Source organism: Micromonospora sp. MH99 (assembly GCF_021442385.1).
Classification (GTDB): Bacteria; Actinomycetota; Actinomycetes; order Mycobacteriales; family Micromonosporaceae; genus Micromonospora.
The window spans coordinates 1-21,267 of the sequence record NZ_MUZA01000047.1; the positions used below are offsets into that span (position 1 = coordinate 1).

Here is a 21,267-nt window from a genome sequence, read left to right on the forward strand (position 1 = left end):
CTCCGGTGCCCGCGCCACCGCCGCCGCCCGGTCCGATGCCGGCGCCACCATTCCCGCCGTTCCCGGCGACGATCGGCACGCCGGGCGTACGGGCCACCGCCCCGGTCTCCGCGCCGCCGGCCGCCTGGCCGTCCATGACCGACGCCGCACCGCGGGCCGTCAGCGCCCCGCACGCCGCCCCGACCGGGACACAGCCGTCGCCGGATGCCGCACCGTCGGCTTCGGGCGGCGCATGGACGTCGGAGGCCGCCTGGTCGGCCCCGAGCAGCGCACGGACGTCGGGTGCCACGTCGTCGACCCCGAGCAGTGCCTGGACGTCGGGTGCCACGTCGTCTGCCCCGAGTGGCGCACGGGCGTCGGAGGCCACGTCGTCGGCCACGAGCAGCACCCGGGCCGAGGTTCCCGTCTCGGCCCCACCTGTGGTGCCCGCGCCCGCGTTGCCGAGCTGGCCACCGTCCACCGCCGGCACGCCGGCGGCCGGTGGCACGGGTTACCGGACGACCACGCCGCCGGGCGGCGCTGCCCGGCGCGACGCGCCGGCGGGCCCGCCCGCCGGAAGGCGCGACGGCGGCACCGACCTGGCGGGCACCGTCTACGGCGGCGGTGAGGGCCCGGGGTTCGCCACGATCGCCCTGCCGGCCAACGCGGCGGTGGAGAATTCCGGCTCGCTGACCGGGCACATCCTCGCCCAGGGTTGGTCGGACACGCCGGCCGAGCGGTCGCGAAACACCCGGGTGGTGATCGTCCTGATCGCCGCGTTGGCGCTGCTGGTGGGGATCAGCGTGCTCGTCGTTCTGCTCGCGAACGACGCCCTGGACGGCCTGGTGGGCGGCGTGCTCAACGGCTGATCCGGCGACCGGACGGGTTCGCCGGTCCGTGAGTCCGCCCACTACCGTCGGTCAACCGGCTGGCGGCTTCGCCGAACCGCCGTACACTGGTCGAGATCACTGACCCGGCGCGCGTGGTGCGCGCCCCTGGGCGATCTTGCGGGCGATCCGGCGGCACAGCCGCGGCAGGCCATCGCGAAGATGCGCCCCGCTCGAAAGGCATTTGTTGACCACCTCTGCTGACCCCAGCACCGTTACGTCCGTTTACAACTCAGTCCCGGCGGCCGACACCGCCCGGGAGCAGCTCGACGTCGCCCCGAGCGAGGCCGGCACCGCGCCGGCAGCGACCGCGCAGGCCGAGCCGACCGAGACCACCGAGCCGATGAGCTTCGCCGCTCTCGGCCTGCCCGAGCCGCTGGTCCGCGCGCTGGCGCAGCAGGGCATCACCAGCCCGTTCGAGATCCAGCGGGCCACCGTTCCGGACGCGCTCGCCGGCCGCGACGTGCTGGGCCGCGGGCAGACCGGTTCGGGTAAGACGCTCGCCTTCGGTCTGCCGATGATCGCCCGGCTGGCCAACCGCAACCGGGCCCGGCCGATGCGTCCGCGCGCCCTGGTCCTGGTGCCCACCCGCGAGCTGGCCATGCAGGTCAACGACGCCCTGGTGCCGCTGGGCAAGTCCGTCGGCATCTTCCTCAAGACCGCCGTCGGCGGTGTTCCGTACGACCGCCAGATCGACGCGCTGCGGCGCGGCGTGGAAATCATCGTGGCGACCCCGGGTCGGCTCGGCGACCTCATCGAGCGGGGCATCTGCCAGCTCGACGACGTCGAGGTGACGGTGCTCGACGAGGCCGACCAGATGGCCGACATGGGCTTCCTGCCCGAGGTGACCGAACTGCTGGCGAAGACGCCGGCCAACGGTCAGCGACTGCTCTTCTCGGCCACCCTCGACGGTGACGTCGACGCGCTGGTCAAGCGGTTCATGAACGACCCGGTGACCCACTCCACCGCGCCGTCCACCGCGTCGGTGTCCACCATGGATCACCACATGCTCCTGATCCCGCCGCACGAGAAGTTCCCGGTGGCCGCGTCGATCGCCGCTCGCGACGGGCGGACCATGGTCTTCGCCCGCACCCAGCTGGGTGTGGACCGGCTCGTCGAGCAGCTCGCGGCGGTCGGCGTACGGGCCGGTGGGTTGCACGGGGGCAAGACCCAGCGGATGCGGACCAAGACCCTTGCCGAGTTCCGTGAGGGCCGGATGAACGTCCTGGTCGCCACGGATGTGGCAGCCCGGGGCATCCACGTCGACGGGGTCACCCTGGTGCTGCACGTCGACCCCCCGAAGGACCCGAAGGACTACCTGCACCGCGCCGGCCGTACCGCCCGGGCCGGCGAGTCCGGCGCGGTCGCCACGCTGGTGCTGCCCAAGCAGCGTCGTACCACCCTCGCCATGCTGGAGAAGGCCGGCGTGGAGCCGGCCGAGACCCGCGTCCGGCTCGGCGACCCGGCGCTGGCCGAGCTGATCGGTGCCCGCGAGCCCAGCGGCGTCCCGGTTCGCCTGGAGGCGGAGCCTCGCGGCTTCGGTGACCGCTCCGGCGGCGCACGCCGCTTCGACGACCGTTCCGGGGGCCCGCGCCGCTTCGGTGACCGGCCGAGTGGCGAGCGCCGCTACGGCGACCGGCCGCAGGGCGAGCGCCGCTACGGCGACCGGCCGCAGGGCGAGCGCCGCTACGGCGACCGCCCCACCGGCGACCGGCAGTACGGCGACCGACCGCAGGGCGAGCGCCGCTACGCCGATCGGGACAGCCGGGGTTACGGCGACCGGCCCACCGGCGAGCGCCGCTTCAGCGACCGCCCGCAGGGCGACCGGCAGTACGGCGACCGTCCGCAGGGCGAGCGCCGCTACGGCGACCGTCCGCAGGGTGACCGGCAGTACGGCGACCGGCCGACCGGCGAGCGGCGCTTCGGCGACCGTCCGCAGGGCGACCGGCAGTACGGGGACCGCCCGCAGGGCGAGCGCCGCTACGGCGACCGCCCGCAGGGTGACCGGCAGTACGGCGACCGGCCCACCGGCGACCGGCCCACCGGCGACCGGCCCACCGGCGACCGGCCCACCGGCGAGCGGCGCTTCGGCGACCGGCCGCAGGCTGACCGGGGTGACCGGCCGGCCGGTGAGCGGCGTTTCGCCGACCGGGACACCCGGGGTGGTTACCGCTCCGAGGGCCGCGGTCGGGACGACCGGCCGCGCGACGACCGTCGCGGTTTCGGCGGCCGGCCGGCGGCGCGTACCCACTGATCCACTGATCCACCGGAACGCCGTCGCGGAGCGCACGCTTCGCGGCGGCGTTCTCGCATGCCGTGGCCGATGTCGGTCCGGTCGCGTAACGTCCGGCTCATGGCGACCATGGCGAAGTCGATCTTCTGGTCCCGGACGGACACCGCCGGCAGTGAGCAGGCTCTGTTCACCGACGGCGACGGGTTGGCGGCGCGGGGCACGCTGCTCGCCGTGGACCCGATTCCGTTCACCGCCCGCTACCGGCTGGCCACGGCGCCCGACTGGAGCACCGCCCGGGTCGAGGTCGAGGCCGAGGGGTCGGGCTGGCTGCGCCGGGTGACGTTGGAGCGGGCGGCGTCCCGGTGGCGGGTGACCACCGCCGAGCAGGGCGACCTGGACGCGGCGCTGACCAGGGCCGGGCATCCCCGGTCCGGCCTGCCGGGCACCGACGATCCGGATCGCCTGGCCGAGGCGCTCGACGTCGATCTGAGCGGTTCGCCGCTGTTCAATGCCGTGCCGGTGCGCCGGCTCGGGCTGACCAGCGGGCCGGCCGACATGCCGCGCCGGATCACCGTCGCGTGGGTGCTGCTGCCCGGCCTGGAGGTGGTGCCGGCCGAGCAGATCTACACGGGGCTCGGGCCGGGCCGGGTCCGGTTCGCCAGCGGCACCTTCACGGCGGACATCGACCTGGACGCCGACGGCTACGTGGTGCGCTACCCCGGTCTGGCGGAGCGCATCGACCCACGGTGACCGGGCCGACAGCCCAGACCGGGCTCGCTCGCAGGCCAGCGCCCGCGCGACTGCGGGCGGGAACGCGCTGCTCAGGCGGGCCAGGCGCCGGTGGTCAGGAAGCGCTCGATGGTCGCGGCATGGGGTGCCAGATCGAGCCCCTGGGCGGCCACCCAGTCGTCGGAGTAGTACGTGTCGGCGTACCGGTCACCGGCGTCGCAGATCAGGCTGACCACCGAGCCGGTCCGACCCTCGGCGAGCATCTCGGCGATCAGGCCGAAGGCGCCCCACAGGTTGGTGCCGGTGGAACCGCCCACCCGCCGGCCGAGCACCGCCGAGCCGGCGCGCATCGCGGCCAGCGAGGCGGCGTCCGGCACCTGGACCATCCGGTCCACGACCGATGGCAGGAAGGACGCCTCGACGGTGGGCCGGCCGATCCCCTCGATGCGGGAGCCCCTGCCGGTGCGTACCGACCAGTCGGCGGCCAGCCAGGCCGGATAGAAGGCGGAGTTCTCCGGGTCGACGACGCAGAGCTTCGTGGCCAGGCGGCGGTAGCGGGCGTACCGGCCGATGGTGGCGCTGGTGCCCCCGGTGCCGGCGCCCACGACGACCCACGCCGGGATGGGGTGGCGTTCCAGCCCCAGCTGCGCGTAGATCGACTCGGCGATGTTGTTGTTGCCCCGCCAGTCGGTGGCCCGCTCGGCGTACGTGAACTGGTCCATGAAGTGGCCGCCGGAGTCCTCGGCCAGCCAGCGGGCCTCGACCACGACGCTCGCCGGGTCGTCCACCAGGTGGCAGCGGCCGCCCTGGAACTCGATCTGCGTGATCTTCTCGGGCGAGGTGGAGGCGGGCATCACGGCGATGAACGGCAGCCCGAGCATCCGGGCGAAGTACGCCTCGGAGACCGCCGTGGAGCCGGAGGACGCCTCGACGATCGTGGTGCGCGGCCCGATCCAACCGTTGCAGAGGCCGTAGAGGAACAGCGAACGGGCCAGCCGGTGCTTCAGCGAGCCGGTCGGGTGGGACGACTCGTCCTTGAGGTAGAGGTCGATTCCCCAGGCCCGGGGCAGGGGGAACGGCAGCAGGTGGGTGTCGGCCGAGCGGTTCGCGTCCGCCTCGACGGCCGCGATCGCCTCGGTCACCCAGCTGCGGCTGGCCTCGTCGCACCGGTCGAGATGAGTCACGCGGGAAACCTAGCAAGCAGGCCAGCGGCGCTCAGCCGCGGTCCGGAGGCGTCGACCGGCGTGACTGTCGGCGTTGCCCGGCCCGACCCACGGCCTCAACGAGAGGATTCAGTCCGACGGCGAGTCGGGGCAGGGCGTCCAGGAGCCGGACCTGAGCGCCCCGCCAGCGGGGCAGGCTGACCACCGGGCGGGGCCGGCGGGCCAGCCGGGCCGCCCGGGCGGCCACCCGCTGCGGGGTCAGCATCGACCCGGTGAACGAGGCCAGCGCGCCCGGATCGTCCAGCCGGTCGTGCAGCATCGGGGTCCAGATGCCGTCCGGGCAGAGGCAGGAGACGTGCACCCGCCGGTACCCGGCCATCCGCAGGTCGGACAGGGTGCCGAGGCTGAATGCCAGCAGTGCGTGCTTACTGGCGGCGTACACCGTCTCGCCGGGTGCGGCGATGAGCCCGGCCAGCGAGACGATGTTCAGGACGTGGCCGTGGCCCTGGTCGCGCATCACCGCCAGCGCGGCGAGTGTGCCGTTCATGGCGCCGAGCGCGTTGACGTCGAGCACGCGGCGGCGGGTCGGCCCGTCGTGCTCCCAGGAGGGGCCGGTGACCAGGATGCCGGCGTTGTTGACCCAGAGGCCGAGGCCGCCCCGGCTTGCGGCGTGCGCCGCGATCTCGGCGCACGCGGCCTCGTCGCGGACGTCCAGTGCGGCCGACCAGCCACCGAACGGCACGGCGGCTGCCGCCGCCGCGGCCGGGTCGAGGTCGGTGAGCAGCACCGACCAGCCGTCGGCGTGCAGCGCTGCGGCGACGGCGCGGCCCAGGCCGCCGGCGGCCCCGGTCACCACTGCCGCGCCGCGTTCCGGCGAGGTCATCGGCGCACGCTACCGCCGTGCGCGGCACGACACCAGGGGTACGCGGCGCAGCAGGGTCAGGCGGGCTGCGGGCCGACCGCCTGGGGGCGGTTCTCCCACTTGGTGGAGAGGGCGATGGCGGTGCGCGTGGAGGCGACCCCGGGGGTCCGGTTCAGCCGCACGATGAGCTGCTCCAGCTCGGCGATCGTGCCGACCCGGGCCTTGAGCAGGAACGACTCGACGCCGGCCATGAAGTAGCAGGACTCGATCTCGGGCAGCACCCGCAGCGACTCCAGCATGTCGTCGGAGTCCGCGCCGGAGTCCTCGACGATGCCGATGAGCGCCGTGACGCCCAGCCCGATCGCCTCGGGTTCGACGTCCGCGCGGTAGCCCCGGACCACGCCGCTGCTCTCCAGCTTGCCGACGCGTTCGTGCACGGCGGGGGCGGAGAGGCCCACCTGCCGGGCAAGCTCGGCGTACGAGAGGCGGGCGTTGCCCCGCAGCAGGTCGACGAGGCTCAGGTCGATGGCGTCCACGGAGAGTGACCTTAACGGGTTGGGCGTAACGCGATGCCTTCGGCATCCGTTGGTCAGAACAGTGAGTAACTGTTCATAAACTGACGGTCTAGGTAGGGGTTGCACCAGTACCATTTACTAACTTCCCACTCAGTGCATTTTTCGCGTTTGGCGGACAGGCCAGGTCCCTGGTGCTGTAATTGCCATACGTCCCTCATGACGGCTCTGGGCTCGCACCAGCCGGGGGCAGTGTGTTCAGCCAGGGGCTTCGTCGACGCGAGGAGGGGGCTGTGGACACTGGAGATCGCCTGCTGACACCGGGTGAGGTCGCCGCGCTGTTTCGGGTGGACCCGAAAACTGTGACGAGATGGGCGGCGGCCGGCCGGATAGGAAGCATCCGGACTCCAGGCGGGCATCGCCGGTTTCGGGAATCCGAGGTGCGGGCCCTGCTTGAGGGGGAGGGCATGCTGGACGAGGTGGACGAGGTCGGAAAGCCACGCAACGTGGGTCCGGCTGCCTCCACCGGGCCGGGTCCGGCCAACGCCGGCATGTACTGAACTGGTGCGGACAACGTCAGGCGGACCGGACATCAGTCCGGTCCGCGTCCCGCTGCGACGACCCGTGCGGCGGCCGGGCCGAACGGGCTGAGCCGACGGCTCAGCCCCGGGCCGCGCCGAGCTGGCCGGACCAGCGGCGGAACAGGGTGTGTGGCACGCCGAGAGCGTCCAGCACCTTGCCGGCCACGAAATCGACAAGTTGCTGCGCGCTGGCCGCCGCGCCCGCGCCGTAGAAGCCGGGGCTGGCCGGGAGCACCACAGCGCCGGCGTCGTGCAACGCGATGAGATGCTCCAGGTGACTGCGGGTCACCGGCGTCTCCCGGGGCACCACCACCACCGGTCGACGCTCCTTGAGATTGACCTCGGCGGCGCGTTGCAGCAGGTCCTTGGAGAGCCCGATCGCGATGCCCGCGCAGGCCGCCGTGCTCGCGGGCACCACTGCCATTCCGCGGACCCGGTAGGAGCCGCTGCTGGGCCCGGCCGCCAGGTCACCCGCCGGCCAGTGCCGTACGTCCGCGTCGGTCAGGTCCCGGCCGAGCCAGGCGGCGAGGTCCTCGGCCCAGTGCGCGTCGCGGAACGACCGTCCGGTCTCGTCGAGCACGGTGAGCCGTGCCGCCCGGGACACGATGAGGTCCACCGGCTCGCCCGCGTCGAGCAGCCCGCCGATGACTGCCGCCGCGTACGGCGTGCCGGAGGCTCCGGAGACTCCGACCACCCATGGTTCCCGCATGCCCTCAGCCTGCCTGGTCGGCGTCGCACGCCGGTGGGCACCCCCGCGATCCCCTCGACGCGAGCCGTCCGAGATGTCCGGGCGGGTATCTGCTCGTCCCGGCGACCTGACATGCTGCCGGTGGCGATTCGCGCCGGAAGCAGATCGCGCGGGAGGCAGGGGTGACGACCGGCGAGGTCCTCTGGGCGCTGCGCGCTGAGTGCCCGATTCCTGCCCGGCTCTCACCGCATGCGGACCGGGTCCAACAGTGGTTGCTCGGTCTGTTGCCCGAGCTGGGTCTGCCGCTGGACGATGCTGCCCTGCACCGGCTGGCCCGGGGCGGCTTCGCGCGGTACGCGGGGCGGCTCTACCCGGACGCCAGCGAAGCCGACCTGCGGGTGCTGACCGCTCTCTTCACGTGGTTCTTCCTCGTCGACGACGCGTGCGACGGGCCGAACCGGCTCGATCCGGCGCAGATCCGGGCGCTGCGCGACGGCACGCTGGCACTGCTGCGCGACGGCCCCCGGCTGCGGCACGGCGGCCTGACCGGTCCGCTGCGGCGGCTGCTGGTGCTGGCCTGGCGGGAGCCGCGCCGCCGGATGCCGGCCCGGTGGCGGCTGCGCTTCGCCGACGCGGTGGCCCGGCACCTCGACGGCACCTGGCGGGAGGCGGTCAACAAGGAGGCCGGCCGCCGACCCAGCGTCGGCGAGTACGTCGAGCTGCGCCGGGAAACGTCGGCGGCGGAGGTGTCGTACCCGCTGGTGGAGTTCGTCAGCGGCCGACCGCTGCCCGACCCGGTCTACCACCACCCGCTGCTGCGGCAGATCGCGCGCACCGGCAACGACCTGCTCTCCTGGTACAACGACGTCGCCTCCCTGGAGCGAGACCGGGCCACCTCGGGCGGGCACAACCTGGTCCTGGCCACGCAGGCCGAGCAGGGCGTGTCGGCGGCGGAGGCGGTCGACCGGGTGGCCGAGCGCTGGCGGGAGTCGATGCGACAGTTCGTGGCGCTGCGCGCCGCCGTGCCGTCGTTCGGGCCGGCGTTGGACGAGGCGGTCATCGACCATCTCGACGGGGTCGCGTACGCGGTGCGCGGCACCGTCGACTGGACGCTGGAGAGCGCCCGCTACCCGACCAACGCCTAGCCGCGCAGGTTGAGGCGGATCACCAGGTCGAGCAGGGCGAACACGAACAGCGCGATGCCGACGAAGCCGTTGGCGGTGAAGAACGCCCGGTTGACCTTGCTGAGGTCGGTCGGGCTGACCACCAGGTGCTGGTAGCCGAACGCGACAGCTGTCAACGCCAGCCCGATCCACCAGAGCCAGCCGAAGCCGACCAGCGCGCCGAACCAGATGAACAGCGCGAACGTCACCACGTGCGCGACCGTGGAGGCGTGCAGGGCGAAGCGCCTGCCGTACCGGGCGGGCACGCTGTGCACGCCGATCTCCTGATCGATCTCGGAGTCCTGGCAGGCGTAGATCAGGTCGAAGCCGCCGATCCACAGGCCGACCGCCGCGCCGAGCAGCCAGGCCGGCCAGGAGCCGTCCAGGGTGCCGGTGACCGCGAGCCAGGCGCCGACCGGGCCGACCGCCTGGGCGATCGCGAGGATGGCGTGCGGCCAGTTGGTGAACCGCTTGCCGTACGGGTAGACGACCAGCGGCACCACGGCGAGCGGCGCCAGCACCAGGCAGAGGGGGTTGAGCAGCGCGGCAGCGACGAGGAACACCACGAGCGCGACGGCCGCGCCGGTCCAGGCCGTGCGCACGCTCACGGCCCCGGTGACCAGTTCCCGTCCGGCGGTACGCGGGTTCCGGGCGTCGATGCGCCGGTCGAGGATCCGGTTGGCGGCCATCGCGAACGTCCGCGCGCCGACCATCGCCACGGTGATCAGCAGCAGGTCGAGCCACCGCACGTGCCCGCCGTTCACCTGCATGGCGGTCAGCGCCGACAGGTACGCGAACGGCAGCGCGAACACCGAGTGCTCGATCGCGACGAGCTTGAGGAAGGACTTGACCCGGCCCGGCTTCTCCACCGGTGCGTCGAGGACGGCCATCAGATCCCGTACTCCTTCCAGCGCTTGTCGACCAGGGCCGCGACTTCCGGGGCCATGGTCATCTCCTCCGGCCAGCCTCGGGTGTAGCCCTCGGTGGGCAGCTTGCGGGTCGCGTCGACGCCTGCCTTGCCGCCCCAGAACTGCTGGTACGACGAGTGGTCGAGGTGGTCCACCGGTCCCTCGGTCAGCAGCAGGTCACGGGCATAGTCGACGTTGCCGAACGCGCGGAAGGCGACCTCGTTGTAGTCGTGCACGTCGCAGTCCTCGTCGACGATCACGATCAGCTTGGTGAGCGACATGAGGTGCGCGCCCCAGATCGCGTTCATGACCTTCTGCGCGTGCTTCGGGTAGCGCTTGCGGATGGAGACGATCGCGCAGTTGTGGAACACCCCGGCGGCCGGCAGGTCGTAGTCGACGATGTCCGGGATCATCAGCTTGAGCAGCGGCTGGAAGATCCGCTCGGTGGCCTTGCCGAGGCCGTGGTCCTCCTGCGGCGGCTTCGACGTGACGATCGAGTGGTAGACCGGGTCGCGCTGCATGGTCATCGCCTCGATGTGCAGCACCGGGAATGGCTCGACCGGCGTGTAGAAGCCGGTGTGGTCGCCGAACGGGCCCTCGGGCAGCCGCTCGCCGGGCTCCAGGTAGCCCTCCAGGACGATCTGCGCGTGCGCCGGCACCTGCAACGGGACGGTGAGGCAGTCGACCATCTCCACCCGTTCGCCGCGCAGGAACCCGGCGAACAGGTATTCGTCGATGTCGCCGGGCAGCGGCGCGCTTGCCGCGTACGAGACGACGGGGTCGCAGCCGATCGCGATCGCGACCGGCAGGCGCTGGCCGAGCCGCTCGGCGACCGCGTGGTGCGCGGTGGAGTCCTTGTGGATCTGCCAGTGCATGCCGAGGGTGTTGCGGCCGTGCTGCTGGAGCCGGTAGAGGCCCAGGTTGCGCTTGCCGGTCTCCGGGTGCTTGGTGTGGGTCAGCCCGTAGTTGTGGAAGATCCCGCCGTCGCCGGGCCAGACCTGCAGCCCCGGCAGGCGGCCCAGGTCGACGTCGTCGCCCCGGTAGACGACCTCCTGGCAGGGCGCGGTCTTGACCTTGCGTGGGGGCAGCGACTTGAGCTGCATGACCTTGCCGAGGCCTTCGCGGATGCCGGACCAACCGACCGGCAGCTCCGGCTTGATCATGGCGCCGATCCGCTCGCCGATCTCGTCCAGCGAGTCGACGCCGAGGGCCATCGCCATCCGCTTCTCGGTGCCGAACAGGTTGATCGCCACCGGCATCTCGCCCCGGGTGGGGTGCTCGAAGAGCAGCGCCGGCCCGCCGGCCCGCACCGTCCGGGTGACCACCTCGCTGATCTCCAGGGTCGGGTCGACGGGCACGTCGACCCGGCGCAGCTCCCCCGCGCGCTCCAGCGCCGCGAGAAAGTCCTTGAGATCGGTGTACGGGAAGCCACGAGCCGCCATGACGCCCAGTCTCCCGCACCGGGTCCGGGGCGACCCACAGCGGGTGCTGTGACACCCACGACGGCCGGGTGCGCCCGCCCCGCGCCCGCGCCCAAGATCCGCGCAACTTCCCGGATGTTGCTGCCTCCGACACGCTGGAGACACCAACATCCCTGATGTTGTGCGGATCTTGCGACGAGCACCTGGTGCGGGCGGCTGCGCCGGTGTCCCGCGCTACTGGAGTTGAGTTACTCGTTGTCAGCTCCGCTGACCACCCGCCTGTCAGTCACGGGCGCTCCGAGCGTGGGGTGGACCTGGCGCGCGTCGCGGTCAGCGCGACCAGGCGCAGGTAGACGGACGATCGGTGGCCGGCACGCGCGCCCGGTGGCGGGTCAGTCGGTGCGGGCCAGGTCGACGAAAGCGCGCCACGCGGCCGGGCTGAAGGTCAGCACGCCACCGTCGCGGTCCTTGGAATCACGGACGTGCACCCGGCCGGGCAGGTTGTCGGCGACCTCGACGCAGGCGCCGCTGTTGTTGCCGCTCCGGGTGGACTTGTGCCAGCGGGCTCCGGTCAGATCCATGGCTTCACGATCTCCTCGAGCAGGTCGATGGACTGCTGCCGGGGCAGCGCGTCACTGCGCAGACTCTCCCACCTTCCGAGCAGGGTCGCCACCTCGTTGTTCTCGTCGACGGCGGTGCCGCCGGTCTGGTTGTCGAGGAAGCCGAGCCAGCTGCCGTCGGCGGTGCGACCGAGGATGAACGGCCCGAACAGGCCGGCGTGCAGCCCGACCGCCTGCGGCAGCACGTGCACCCGGATGCGTGGCCGACGGGCGCACGCCACCAGGTGCCGGAGTTGATCGGCCAACACTCCGGCGCAGCCCTCCGCGAAGCGCCGCAACGCGGCCTCGTCGATCACGGCGGTGAGCTGCGGCGGGTGCTCCCGGTCGAGGATCACCTGCCGCTCCAGCCGGGCGGCCACCAACTCCTCCACCCTCTCGGCGGTGAGCCCCAGGTCGAGCCGGAACACCGCGCGGGCGTAGTCGGCGGTCTGTAACAGGCCGGGAATCATCGTCGACTCGAAGCAGCGCAACTGGGTGGCGACGCGCTCGACCTCCAACCAGGGCCGGAACCAGACCGGCTCACCGTCCCGCCGGCCCAGCTCGCGCAGCGAGACCAGCAGCCCTCCGGTGTCGAGCACCTCGTCGGCCCGGGTCAGGTACGCCAGGTTGGGCACGGTCTGGCCCAACTCGACCGCCGACACCATTGAGGGTGAGTAGTGCGCCCGCTTGCCATACTCCTCCTGACTCATGCCGGCCGCGAGCCGCGACCGCCGGAGCTGGTCCCGGATCATCGCCACCGTCGACACCACTGGGGCCATTCGCCCACCTCCCGCCAGGAATGAAGGACCACATCGGCCCGCCTGCCGCAAGGTAGCGAACTCACGACGCTGAGTCAGCATCCAACGGCCATATCGGGGTATCGCGAGTCTCAAGCCGGCGGATGGAGGCAGCGATGGGCGGCGAAACGGTGCCGGCGGGGTTCACCGAGCAACGGGCACGGGTCGGCGAGATCACCCTGAACTACGTCCGGGGCGGCAGCGGCCCGCCACTGGTGCTGCTGCACGGCTATCCGCAGTGTTCGCACATGTGGCGGCACCTGCTGCCCGAGCTGGGGCGCTCCTTCGACGTGGTCGCGCCCGACCTGCGCGGCTTCGGGGCCAGCGACGCCCCAGCCGGTGGCTACGACAAGAAGACCGTCGCCGCCGACCTGCACGGACTGCTCGACCAGCTCGGCCTGACCGGTGACCTGCGGGTGGTCGGGCACGACCTCGGGACGATGGTGGCGTACGCGTACGCCGCCGCCCATCCGGAGCGGGTGAGCCGGCTGGCGCTCACCGAGGCGCCGATCCCCGACGAGAGCATCTACACGTTCCCCGCGCTCACCGCCGCCGGGCCGGGGGTGTGGAACTTCGGCTTCTTCTCGATCGGCAACGGGCTCGCGGAGGAGCTGGTCCGGGGGCGCGAGTCGCTCTGGGTGGACCGGTTCACCGATGCCCTGATGGTGCGCAAGGGCAGCATCGCCGCGCCCGACATCGAGGAGTTCGCCCGCCACCTGCGCGACCCGGCGCACCTGCGGGCCAGCTTCGCCTATTTCCGGGCGTTCGATCAGGACATCGTCGACAACGCGGCGTACCGGGCCGCGAAGCTGACGATGCCGGTGCTGGCCGTCGGCGCGTCGGCCAGCCTCGGTGGACAGGTCGCCGAGCAGGTCCGCCGGTACGCCGACACGGTCCGCGGCGAGGTGATCGACGACTGCGGGCACTGGCTGTACGAGGAACGCCCGGACGAGATGCTGGCCCTGCTGCGCGACTTCCTCGGCGCGAAATGACCGGTCAGGCGGCGGGCGTCCAGGCGTGGGCGGCCAGCGGCGGGTCGAGCGGCGCGCGGGTGAGCCGATTGGCGAAGGTCGACATGGTGTACGCCCCGACGCCCAGCACCACGTCCAGCGCCTGCCGGGGCTGGTAGCCGGCGGCCAGGAAGGCCTCCAGCTCCTCGTCGGGCACCGCGCCGTGGTGCGTGAGCACGGCAAGCGTGAACTGGCGCAGCGCCTCCAGCCGCGGCTCGGGCAGCTCCGCGCCGGCGCGCAGCGCGGTGATCAGCGCGGCGCTCGCGCCGATCTCAGTGATCTTGCCGGCGTGCAGGGCCACGCAGAAGTGGCATTCGTGGGAGGTGGAGACGGTCAGGATGACCACCTCCCGCTCCACGGGCGCGAGGCTGGTCTGTTCGAAGCCCGCGCTGGCGGCCAGGAAGCCGCTGAGCAGCTGTGGCGACTCGGCCATCAGCGCCACCGCGGTGGGGAGCCAGCCGAACCGGCCCCGCACGCCCTCGACGCTGCGGCGGGCGGCGGTGGGCACGGTCTCGGTGGTGTGGACGGTGAAGACGGACATGGTTACCTGCTTCCACGGCGTACGCCGTAAGATGGTCAACGTGGTTGACGAAATAGTAAACGTGGTTGTCGAACATGGCAACCTCTGATCCCGCCCGGCCCGGATTCCAGCTCCCGCTGTTGCTGCTGGCCGGTTTCCGCACCCTGATCGACGACCTGCACGCCGAACTGGCCCGGCAGGGGCACCCCGAGCTGCGCCCGTTGCACGGCTTCGTGTTGCAGGCCGTCGGGGTGCACGGCACGACCGCCACCGAGCTGGGCCAACGGCTGGGCATCTCCAAACAGGCGGCCGGCAAGACGGTCGACCGGCTGGTAGCCGTCGGCTACCTGGAACGGGTCTACGATCCCTCCGACGCCCGCCGCCGGCTGGTCCGGGTGACCGAACACGGCGCCGACGGGCTACGCCGCTCGGCGGAGACCTTCGACCGGCTGCGCGAGCAGTGGGCCGAGGCGCTGGGCGAGGAGCGCGTCGCCGCCTTGGAGGACGATCTGCGAACGATGGCCTCGGCCAACTGGTTCCGCCTCGACGTGCCGGGCTGGTTCGGCGGCTGACCCCACCCCAGATCGTCGCCGCTGCGACCCTTGATCGACACCACATCGGCGAGGTGGCGGTATGCCGGCCGCGTGACACCCCCACATCCCCGATGTGGTGTGGATCAAGCCGGGTCAAGCCCTGCGGACACATCTCACCGGTCCTGGCGCAACGGCCGAACCGCAGCGCAGGCTGGAGGCATGTCGGACGCGTACGTGGTCGGCGACCCGGACGGGTTGTCGCCCCTGCTGGTCGAGCTGCGCGACACCATCGCCCGGGAGCTGCACGCGCAGGTGGCGCTGCGGGGCGAGCGGATCGAGCTGGTCGACCTGCCCGAGGTGTCCTATCAGGTCACCATCCAGGTCGAGCGGGCGTTGCGCCTCTGGCGACCCGGGTCGCAGCCGCGCGGCGGGGCCCGTTTCGACGGTGGTCGCGCACCGATCGACGGATCGAGAACTGTCACAGGTGATCTCTAGGATCAGGGGTGCCGGTCGGGTCGGGGTCGCAGCAACCCCGGCCTCTTCCGACCGGCTCACCCTCACCAAGGAGATCGATGAGATCTGTGCGCGTTACGCGTGGCCGGCTCCTGCGCGGGCTCACCGCGCTGGTCGTGACCGCCGCGGGGGTCGGTGCGACGGCAGCACCCGCCCTCGCGGTCGACGACCCCGGCTGGGTCAACGCCTGGCTGGAAGACGTGACGGTCGGCGGTCCCGGCGCTCCCGCCCGGACGGTCTCGCTGACCCTGACCAGCACCGGCGCCACCGAGCCCCGGGTGAGCATCGATCTGGCCGGTCTGGCCGGCGTGGCCACCGCCAGCTTCCCCGCCGGGTGCGTCACCGCGGGCACCTCGACGACCTGCCCGATGCCCCCGACTGCCGTCGACGAGTTCGGCACGCTCACCGGCACCGTGCCGGTGGTGTTCCGGGCCGCTCCCGGCGCCGCCGACGGCGCGACCGGCACGCTCGACTACACGGCGTTCGGCGAGCAGACCGAGGCGTACGCCCAGCAGGCGACGATCACCGTGCGGTCCGGGCCCGCCCTGCTCGACATGGTCGACGAGTACGTCTCCGGCGTCGAGGTGGGCGACACTCGCCAGGTCCCGGTGGTCGTGGTCAACGCCGGCGACCAGCCGACCGTGGACCTGCGGCTCACCATGCGCTTCCCGGTGGGTCTGACGCCCGCCAGCTACCGCAACTGCCGGTACGGCACCGACCGGGTGCTCGCCACTGTGGCCGTCTGCACCGTGCGGGGCACCTTCGCGCCAGGTCAGCGGCACGAGCTGCGCGGCGGGCTCGCCACCACGGTCGGCCCGGCCACCCTCGGCGACAAGCGGATCACGCAGATCGTGGAGCCGCTGACCACCGCCGGGCCGCTGCCCAGCGGTGTGAAACTCGCGCGCCGCGAGGCTGACCAGGCGCTGCGGCTGCGGGCGGTCGGACGGCCGCTCGACGTGATCCCGGTCGAGGTGACCGGCGCCGGCGGGCAGACCTACCTGCGCAACGTCCAGGGCGCCTTCGACATCGTCGCCCAGGGGGCGACCGTCACCGGGGCCGTCGGTGACACCGTGCGGGTCACGGTGGGCCTGCGCAACGAGGGCCCCGGTGTCCCGGACGCCACCAACTCGGGTGACGGCGTCGCCGCCTTCCTCTTCGTGCCGCCGGCCGGCGCCACAGTGCTCGGCAACCCGTCGGGCTGCTGGCTGAACGGGGACGAGGAGAGCGCCGGGGACGCCCCGACAACCTGGTACTGCAACGGCCCGGGGTCCGTGTTCCCGGCCGGGACGAGCCGTACCGTCGCGTTCGACCTGCGCATCGACAGCCTCTCCGGTACGCCCGGCGAGATCCAGCCGTACCAGCGTTACCCGCGCGTGGACGACGACCCGAGCAACGACATCGCCCCGGTGACCGTGAGCTGACCAGGGCACCGAAAGACGACGGGCCGGTCACGGACGAATCCGTGGCCGGCCCGCGCGTCGTCGACAGCTGTCAGTTCAGCCCGCCGTACGAGTGCAGGCCGGTGAAGAAGATGTTCACGCCGAACAGGTTCATCAGCATGGTGAGGAAGCCGAGCACCGCGATCCAGGTGGCCACGTTGCGCTTCACGCTGGGCGTGGCGCGAGCGTGCAGGTAGCCGGCGTAGACGACCCAGGAGATGAACGCCCAGGTCTCCTTCGGGTCCCAGCCCCACGGCCGACCCCAGGCCGCCTCGGCCCAGATCGCGCCGGCGATGACCGCGAACGTGAAGATCGGGAACGCGAACGCGTGCAGCGTGAAGGTGAGCCGTTCCAGACTGACCGCGGACGGCAGCCGCTTCGCCAGGGTGTACGGGAAGCTCCGCTTGCCCTGCTCGTACCCGTTGCGCATCAGGAAGCCGACAGCCGGCACCGCGCCGAGCAGGAAGATGCCGGACGCGAAGACGATCGTCGAGACGTGGATGACGAACCAGTACGAGTTCAGGGCCGGCACCAGCGGCACGATCGGCACGTACAGGACCAGCTCGGCGGTGGCCACCAGCAGCACCATCACCAGGGTCAGGAACAGCCCGAGCTTGCGCAGCGACGGCCGCTTCCAGAGCACCACGAGCCAGGCCGCGACCCCGATGAACGTCACCGTGAGCACGAACTCGTACATGTTGCCCCAGGGCATCCGGTCGGCGGCCAGACCCCGCGTGACCAGCGCCGCAAGGTGCAGCACGGCGGCCAGCGCGGTGGCAGCCACCGCGACCAGGCCGGCGATCCGGGCCCGACGCGCCGCACCGTCGGCAGTCGGCGGGACCGGCGCGGGCGGCTCCGGGAGGACGCCGCCGGCACCGCCGACCCCCGCCCCCACCAGCTCGCGGGCGGGCGACGCCACGGCGACCCGGGTACGCGCGTTGCCCAGCGCGAACTCGACGGCGTGACTGATCATCGCGATCAGGTACGTCAGGATCGCGAAGGTCACCAGATTGTCGGAGAGCGCGGACATCACTCGGTCCCTTCTCGCACACCGGCCCGGTCGCTGGAGTCAGCGTCGGTGCCGGCCCGCTCGGCAGCCCCGTCGGCACCGCTCACAGCGGTGACGAGCTGGGCGAACTCGTCGGCGAACCCTGGATAGTCGGTGCGTGGCAACCCACCGGCCTCCATCAAGCTACTACCGCCCGTCGGAGATCCATTCGCCGGGTCGGCCGGTGCCACCCGGAAGAACACCCGGCGGCGCCGGCCGAACAGCGAGCCCATCAGCCCGACCAGCAGCGCGCCGCAGCTCACCAGCAGCGGCGTCGAGCCCGGGTCGTGCCGGACGGAGAGCGTCACGTACCGCTCGGTGCCCAGGAACTCGACTGTCGTGCCGTCGTCAAGCGTCCACTTCTCGCCCTTGCGCAGCAGCTTGCTGCCGATCTCCTTGACCTTGCCGTTGCGCACCTGCCGCTGGTCGAGCTGGTAGACCGAGCCGGGGATGCCGGCGTCCAGGCCGAGGTTGCCCCGGTAGGCGACCAGGTTCAGCGCCGGGTTGCGCTCGGTCGGGTACTCCGAGCGGACGAACGGGGCCTGCTGCGGCGCGGTGGGCAGGTAGATGCCGGTGAACGCCATCTGCTCGCCAGGGGTCCGCTTGCCGGTGGCCGGGTCGACGTTCGCGTCCGGGAAGGCCGCCAGTCCCTCGCTGGTCAGGCCCATGTCGCCGGTGGTCAGGAACGGCTCGTCACTGACCTGGCTGTTGCCGAACCGGTCGGTGTAGCGGATCACCGGGGCGTACCCGTGGCCGAGCAGGTAGACGCTCGCGTCGGCGAGTCGCAGTGGTGAGTTCACCGAGAAGTCCGCGCTACGGGTCGGCTCGTCCGGACCGTCGACGGTCACCCGGGCGTTGAAGAACTCCGGCTGGCCGGACGGCAGGAACCGGGCCTGGAAGTCGTCCAGCCGCAGGCAGAAGCGGGGCAGGTCCCCGCTGTCGACGCGGGGGCCGAGCTTGGCCTCGGCGTACTGCTGGCGGGTGTTGCAGAACGCGTTGTCCGCGCCCGCCACGAGCAGACGGTTGCCGCTCCAGCCGTACCACGAGCCGAGCGCGACACCGATCAGCACCGCGATCAGCGAGGTGTGGAACAGCAGGTTGCCGGTCTCCTTGAGATAGCCCTTCTCGGCGGAGACCTCGTCGCCGCGGACCTCGACCCGCCAGCGTCGCTTGCGCAACACCTCGGCGACCGCGGCCGCGCCACCGGCCGGGGCCTGCAGTACGGCGTGCTGCGGCAGCCGCGCCAGCTGCTTCGGCGCGACAGGTGGCCGGGACCGGAGCGCCCGGACGTGGTCGCGCAGCCGGGGCGTGATGCAGCCGATCAGCGACGTGAACAGCAGCAGGTAGATCGCGGAGAACCAGACCGAACCGAAGACCTGGAACGCGCCGATCCGGTCCAGTCGGGGGGCCCAGTCCGGGTGGTCGACGAAGTACTGGTTGACCTTCTCCGGGCTGATCCCCCGCTGCGGCAGCACCGAACCGGGAATCGCGGCGATGGCCAGCAGGAAGAGCAGGATCAGCGCGGTACGCATGCTGGTGAGCTGCCGCCACGAGTTGCGCAGCAGGGCCAGCAGCCGGTTGGGCCGGCGCCGGGGCGCCGGGGCCTCGGCCTCCGGTCGGTCGTCGACGACAGTCATCAGATGCTCACCTCGCCCACCCCGACGGTGGTCTGCAACCAGATCACGAAGCTCTGCCATCCGCCGGTGACCAGCGCCAGGCCGATCAGGATGAGCAGGGCGCCGCCGACCCGGGTGACCCAGCGGCTGTTGCGCCGGATGGCACGGAAGACTCCGAGCAGGCGCTGGAAGCCCAGCCCGAAGACGACGAACGGTATCCCCAACCCGAGGCAGTACGCCACGGCGAGCACCACCGCGCGGTCGCTCTGACCGCTGGTGGCGGCCATGCCCATCACCGCGCCGAGGGTCGGACCGGTGCACGGCACCCAGCTGAGCGCGAAGACCGCACCGAACACGGGTGCGCCGAGCAGGCCGGCGGACGGCAGCCGGGAGATCCGGAACTCACGTTGCAGGGCGGGGATCATGCCGAGGTAGCCCAGGCCGAGCACGATGATCAGCGCGCCGATGCCGATCTGGAGTTCGCGCTTGTAGTCGAAGAAGACCCGACCGATGCCGGCGAACAGGATCGCGGTGGCGACGAAGACGACAGTGAAGCCGGCGATGAAGAGCAGGGTGCCGGCGAGCACCCGACCCTTGACCGCCGCCGACGGCGCCGTCCGCTCCCGGACCGCGACACCCCCGCCGGTGGTCTCGGCGGGCGCGGGAGCTGTCACCGGGCGGCGGCCCTCCAGGTCGGCGCCGGCGAGACCGGTGACGTACGACAGGTAGCCGGGGACCAGCGGGAGCACGCACGGGGAGAGGAAGCTGACCAGCCCGGCGAGCGCCGCCGCGCCGATCGCGAGCACCAGCGGCCCGCTCTGGGCCAACTCCTTGAAGGTCTCACCCATCAGTTCGGCGCCGGCTTCTCGGCCGCGACCCGCTCGACGATCGGTTGCAGGCCCTCCTGCTTGACGGCGGCGCGGATCACCACCGCGACCCGGCCCTCCCGGTCGAGCACCACTGTCGCCGGGACGGTGTTCGGCGGGATGTCCAGGTCGAGTGCCAGACGGCTGGACGGGTCGAAGAGGCTCGGATAGGTGACCCGGCCCTCCTCGAACGCCTTGGCCTTGTCCCGCTGGTCCTGCACGTTGATGCCGAGGAAGCTCACGCCGGAGCCCTTGGTGGCCTGGTAGGTGGCTTCCAGGTCGTCGGCCTCGGCGCGGCACGGCGCGCACCAGGAGCCCCAGAAGTTGACCACCACGACTTGGCCGCGGGCCTGGTTGACGTCGTAGGTGCCGCCGGTGAGCAGCTCACCGGCGAGTTTCGGAGGGGCCGAACGCTGGTCCGGTGCGCACTCGATGATGCCGTCGGAGGTGGTCGAGCAGGTCTTCTCCTGCCCCTTCGACGACGTGCAGCCGACCAGCGCCACCGCTGCGACGGTGGCGAGCAGACCCGCGGTCCACCTCCGGGCGGTCATCAGGCCCCCTTGGCCGTCCGGGCTGTCGCGGAGAGGGCGATGAGGTGCGCGGCCGGCTCGCTGTATCCGATGCCGACGACCTTCGCGCCGTCGAAGTGGAACGAGGTGAGGCTCGCCAGCCCGCACTGCCGCTTGCGCGGGTCGTGCCACAGCCGCTTGCGCTCGACGTGGCGGCGCAGCGTCCAGATCGGGAGCTGGTGCGACACCAGCACGGCCTCGCGGCCCTCCGCGGCGACCCGGGCGGCGTGCACGGCGGCGAACATCCGCTCGGCGATCACCCGGTACGCCTCACCCCAGGACGGCGTCACCGGGTCGCGCAGCACCCACCAGTTGCGCGGGTCGCGGAACGACCCGTCGCCCGGGGAGACCTTCTTGCCCTCGAACCAGTTGGCGCTCTCGATCAGCCGCTCGTCCACCCCGACCGGCAGCCCGAACTGGGCGGCGATCGGCTCGGCGGTCTGCTGGGCGCGCTCCAGCGGACTGGCCACCACGTGCACGATCTCCCGATCGGCCAGCCCCTGCGCGGCGGCCTTGGCCATCTGCACGCCGAGCTCGGACAGGCGGAAACCGGGCAGCCGCCCGTACAGGATCTGGTCGGGGTTGTGCACCTCGCCGTGCCGGAGCACGTGGACCACCGTCTTGCTCACCG

23 protein-coding genes and 1 pseudogene are annotated in these 21,267 nt (G+C 72.2%); 9 read left to right on the top strand and 15 right to left on the bottom strand.

The window, feature by feature from the left end:
• Positions 1-460: pseudogene (locus B0E54_RS22115) on the bottom strand (hypothetical protein); the annotation flags it as partial.
• Here B0E54_RS22115 and B0E54_RS22120 point away from each other — a divergent pair.
• From B0E54_RS22120 to B0E54_RS22130, 3 genes are all read left to right on the top strand, one after another.
• Positions 438-848 carry a hypothetical protein gene (locus tag B0E54_RS22120; protein WP_234587747.1) on the top strand — a complete coding sequence of 137 codons (411 nt, stop codon included), beginning with the start codon at positions 438-440 and terminating at the stop codon, positions 846-848. The pseudogene B0E54_RS22115 and the gene B0E54_RS22120 sit on opposite strands and share 23 nt — an antisense overlap.
• Positions 849-1,209: 361 nt before the next feature.
• Positions 1,210-3,120 (top strand): DEAD/DEAH box helicase, encoded by a 1,911-nt coding sequence (locus tag B0E54_RS22125; protein ID WP_234587809.1) that lies wholly within the window; start codon positions 1,210-1,212, stop codon positions 3,118-3,120.
• Between the two features lie 108 nt (positions 3,121-3,228).
• Positions 3,229-3,849: a putative glycolipid-binding domain-containing protein gene (locus tag B0E54_RS22130; protein ID WP_234587810.1), complete on the top strand. Its 621-nt coding sequence runs from the start codon at positions 3,229-3,231 to the stop codon at positions 3,847-3,849.
• A gap of 71 nt (positions 3,850-3,920) precedes the next feature.
• On the opposite strand, the gene B0E54_RS22135 is transcribed toward B0E54_RS22130, so the two are convergent.
• From B0E54_RS22135 to B0E54_RS22145, 3 genes are read right to left on the bottom strand one after another with little or no spacing between them, the layout of a single operon-like run.
• Positions 3,921-5,012, bottom strand: coding sequence for a PLP-dependent cysteine synthase family protein (locus B0E54_RS22135; protein ID WP_234587749.1), 1,092 nt, complete (start codon positions 5,010-5,012; stop codon positions 3,921-3,923).
• 31 nt (positions 5,013-5,043) lie between these two features.
• Positions 5,044-5,874, bottom strand: coding sequence for an SDR family oxidoreductase (locus B0E54_RS22140; protein WP_234587751.1), 831 nt, complete (start codon positions 5,872-5,874; stop codon positions 5,044-5,046).
• A 56-nt stretch (positions 5,875-5,930) separates the two neighbouring features.
• Positions 5,931-6,389 carry an Lrp/AsnC family transcriptional regulator gene (locus B0E54_RS22145; protein WP_234587753.1) on the bottom strand — a complete coding sequence of 153 codons (459 nt, stop codon included), beginning with the start codon at positions 6,387-6,389 and terminating at the stop codon, positions 5,931-5,933.
• Between the two features lie 269 nt (positions 6,390-6,658).
• On the opposite strand from B0E54_RS22145, the gene B0E54_RS22150 reads away from it, so the two are divergent.
• On the top strand, positions 6,659-6,925 hold the full coding sequence (locus B0E54_RS22150; protein WP_007454516.1) for a BldC family transcriptional regulator: 267 nt from the start codon (positions 6,659-6,661) through the stop codon (positions 6,923-6,925).
• Between the two features lie 100 nt (positions 6,926-7,025).
• Here the strand turns inward: B0E54_RS22150 and B0E54_RS22155 are convergent, their stop codons facing one another.
• Positions 7,026-7,655: a UbiX family flavin prenyltransferase gene (locus B0E54_RS22155; RefSeq protein WP_234587754.1), complete on the bottom strand. Its 630-nt coding sequence runs from the start codon at positions 7,653-7,655 to the stop codon at positions 7,026-7,028.
• A gap of 161 nt (positions 7,656-7,816) precedes the next feature.
• Here B0E54_RS22155 and B0E54_RS22160 point away from each other — a divergent pair, with 161 nt between their 5' ends.
• Positions 7,817-8,779 carry a terpene synthase family protein gene (locus tag B0E54_RS22160; protein WP_234587755.1) on the top strand — a complete coding sequence of 321 codons (963 nt, stop codon included), beginning with the start codon at positions 7,817-7,819 and terminating at the stop codon, positions 8,777-8,779.
• Here the strand turns inward: B0E54_RS22160 and mqnP are convergent.
• The 4 genes from mqnP to B0E54_RS22180 form a co-directional block, all read right to left on the bottom strand.
• Positions 8,776-9,687 carry a menaquinone biosynthesis prenyltransferase MqnP gene (mqnP, locus tag B0E54_RS22165; RefSeq protein WP_234587756.1) on the bottom strand — a complete coding sequence of 304 codons (912 nt, stop codon included), beginning with the start codon at positions 9,685-9,687 and terminating at the stop codon, positions 8,776-8,778. The genes B0E54_RS22160 and mqnP overlap by 4 nt on opposite strands.
• Positions 9,687-11,147: a menaquinone biosynthesis decarboxylase gene (locus B0E54_RS22170; RefSeq protein ID WP_234587757.1), complete on the bottom strand. Its 1,461-nt coding sequence runs from the start codon at positions 11,145-11,147 to the stop codon at positions 9,687-9,689. Before B0E54_RS22170 ends, mqnP begins: the two co-directional genes overlap by 1 nt.
• A 371-nt stretch (positions 11,148-11,518) precedes the next feature.
• Entirely contained in the window at positions 11,519-11,707 is a 189-nt protein-coding gene (locus tag B0E54_RS22175; RefSeq protein ID WP_234587758.1) for a DUF397 domain-containing protein, read from the bottom strand.
• Positions 11,698-12,504: a helix-turn-helix transcriptional regulator gene (locus B0E54_RS22180; protein WP_234587759.1), complete on the bottom strand. Its 807-nt coding sequence runs from the start codon at positions 12,502-12,504 to the stop codon at positions 11,698-11,700. The genes B0E54_RS22175 and B0E54_RS22180 overlap by 10 nt, the downstream gene beginning before the upstream one ends.
• 134 nt (positions 12,505-12,638) lie before the next feature.
• Between B0E54_RS22180 and B0E54_RS22185 the strand changes: the two genes are divergently transcribed.
• Complete coding sequence (locus B0E54_RS22185; protein WP_234587760.1) at positions 12,639-13,514, top strand: alpha/beta fold hydrolase; 876 nt, start codon at positions 12,639-12,641, stop codon at positions 13,512-13,514.
• A gap of 4 nt (positions 13,515-13,518) precedes the next feature.
• Here B0E54_RS22185 and B0E54_RS22190 read toward each other — a convergent pair whose 3' ends face one another.
• Positions 13,519-14,073: a carboxymuconolactone decarboxylase family protein gene (locus tag B0E54_RS22190; RefSeq protein ID WP_234587761.1), complete on the bottom strand. Its 555-nt coding sequence runs from the start codon at positions 14,071-14,073 to the stop codon at positions 13,519-13,521.
• A gap of 74 nt (positions 14,074-14,147) precedes the next feature.
• Between B0E54_RS22190 and B0E54_RS22195 the strand changes: the two genes are divergently transcribed.
• The 3 genes from B0E54_RS22195 (at position 14,148) to B0E54_RS22205 (ending at position 16,519) form a co-directional block, all read left to right on the top strand.
• Complete coding sequence (locus B0E54_RS22195; protein ID WP_234587762.1) at positions 14,148-14,624, top strand: MarR family winged helix-turn-helix transcriptional regulator; 477 nt, start codon at positions 14,148-14,150, stop codon at positions 14,622-14,624.
• A gap of 180 nt (positions 14,625-14,804) precedes the next feature.
• Entirely contained in the window at positions 14,805-15,080 is a 276-nt protein-coding gene (locus tag B0E54_RS22200; RefSeq protein ID WP_234587764.1) for a hypothetical protein, read from the top strand.
• Between the two features lie 77 nt (positions 15,081-15,157).
• Positions 15,158-16,519, top strand: coding sequence for a hypothetical protein (locus tag B0E54_RS22205; RefSeq protein WP_234587766.1), 1,362 nt, complete (start codon positions 15,158-15,160; stop codon positions 16,517-16,519).
• A gap of 70 nt (positions 16,520-16,589) precedes the next feature.
• On the opposite strand, the gene ccsB is transcribed toward B0E54_RS22205, so the two are convergent.
• Genes ccsB through B0E54_RS22230 form a run of 5 tightly spaced genes read right to left on the bottom strand, consistent with a single transcriptional unit; the run spans position 16,590 to position 21,265 of the window.
• Positions 16,590-17,567 (bottom strand): c-type cytochrome biogenesis protein CcsB, encoded by a 978-nt coding sequence (gene ccsB / locus B0E54_RS22210; RefSeq protein ID WP_234587768.1) that lies wholly within the window; start codon positions 17,565-17,567, stop codon positions 16,590-16,592.
• Complete coding sequence (locus B0E54_RS22215; RefSeq protein WP_234587770.1) at positions 17,567-19,222, bottom strand: cytochrome c biogenesis protein ResB; 1,656 nt, start codon at positions 19,220-19,222, stop codon at positions 17,567-17,569. Before B0E54_RS22215 ends, ccsB begins: the two co-directional genes overlap by 1 nt.
• On the bottom strand, positions 19,222-20,049 hold the full coding sequence (locus tag B0E54_RS22220) for a cytochrome c biogenesis CcdA family protein (RefSeq protein WP_234587772.1): 828 nt from the start codon (positions 20,047-20,049) through the stop codon (positions 19,222-19,224). Before B0E54_RS22220 ends, B0E54_RS22215 begins: the two co-directional genes overlap by 1 nt.
• Positions 20,049-20,618, bottom strand: a complete 570-nt coding sequence (locus tag B0E54_RS22225) for a TlpA disulfide reductase family protein (RefSeq protein WP_234587774.1) — start codon at positions 20,616-20,618, stop codon at positions 20,049-20,051. The genes B0E54_RS22220 and B0E54_RS22225 overlap by 1 nt, the downstream gene beginning before the upstream one ends.
• Positions 20,618-21,265, bottom strand: a complete 648-nt coding sequence (locus tag B0E54_RS22230) for a histidine phosphatase family protein (protein ID WP_234587777.1) — start codon at positions 21,263-21,265, stop codon at positions 20,618-20,620. The genes B0E54_RS22225 and B0E54_RS22230 overlap by 1 nt, the downstream gene beginning before the upstream one ends.
• Positions 21,266-21,267 lie beyond the last annotated feature (2 nt).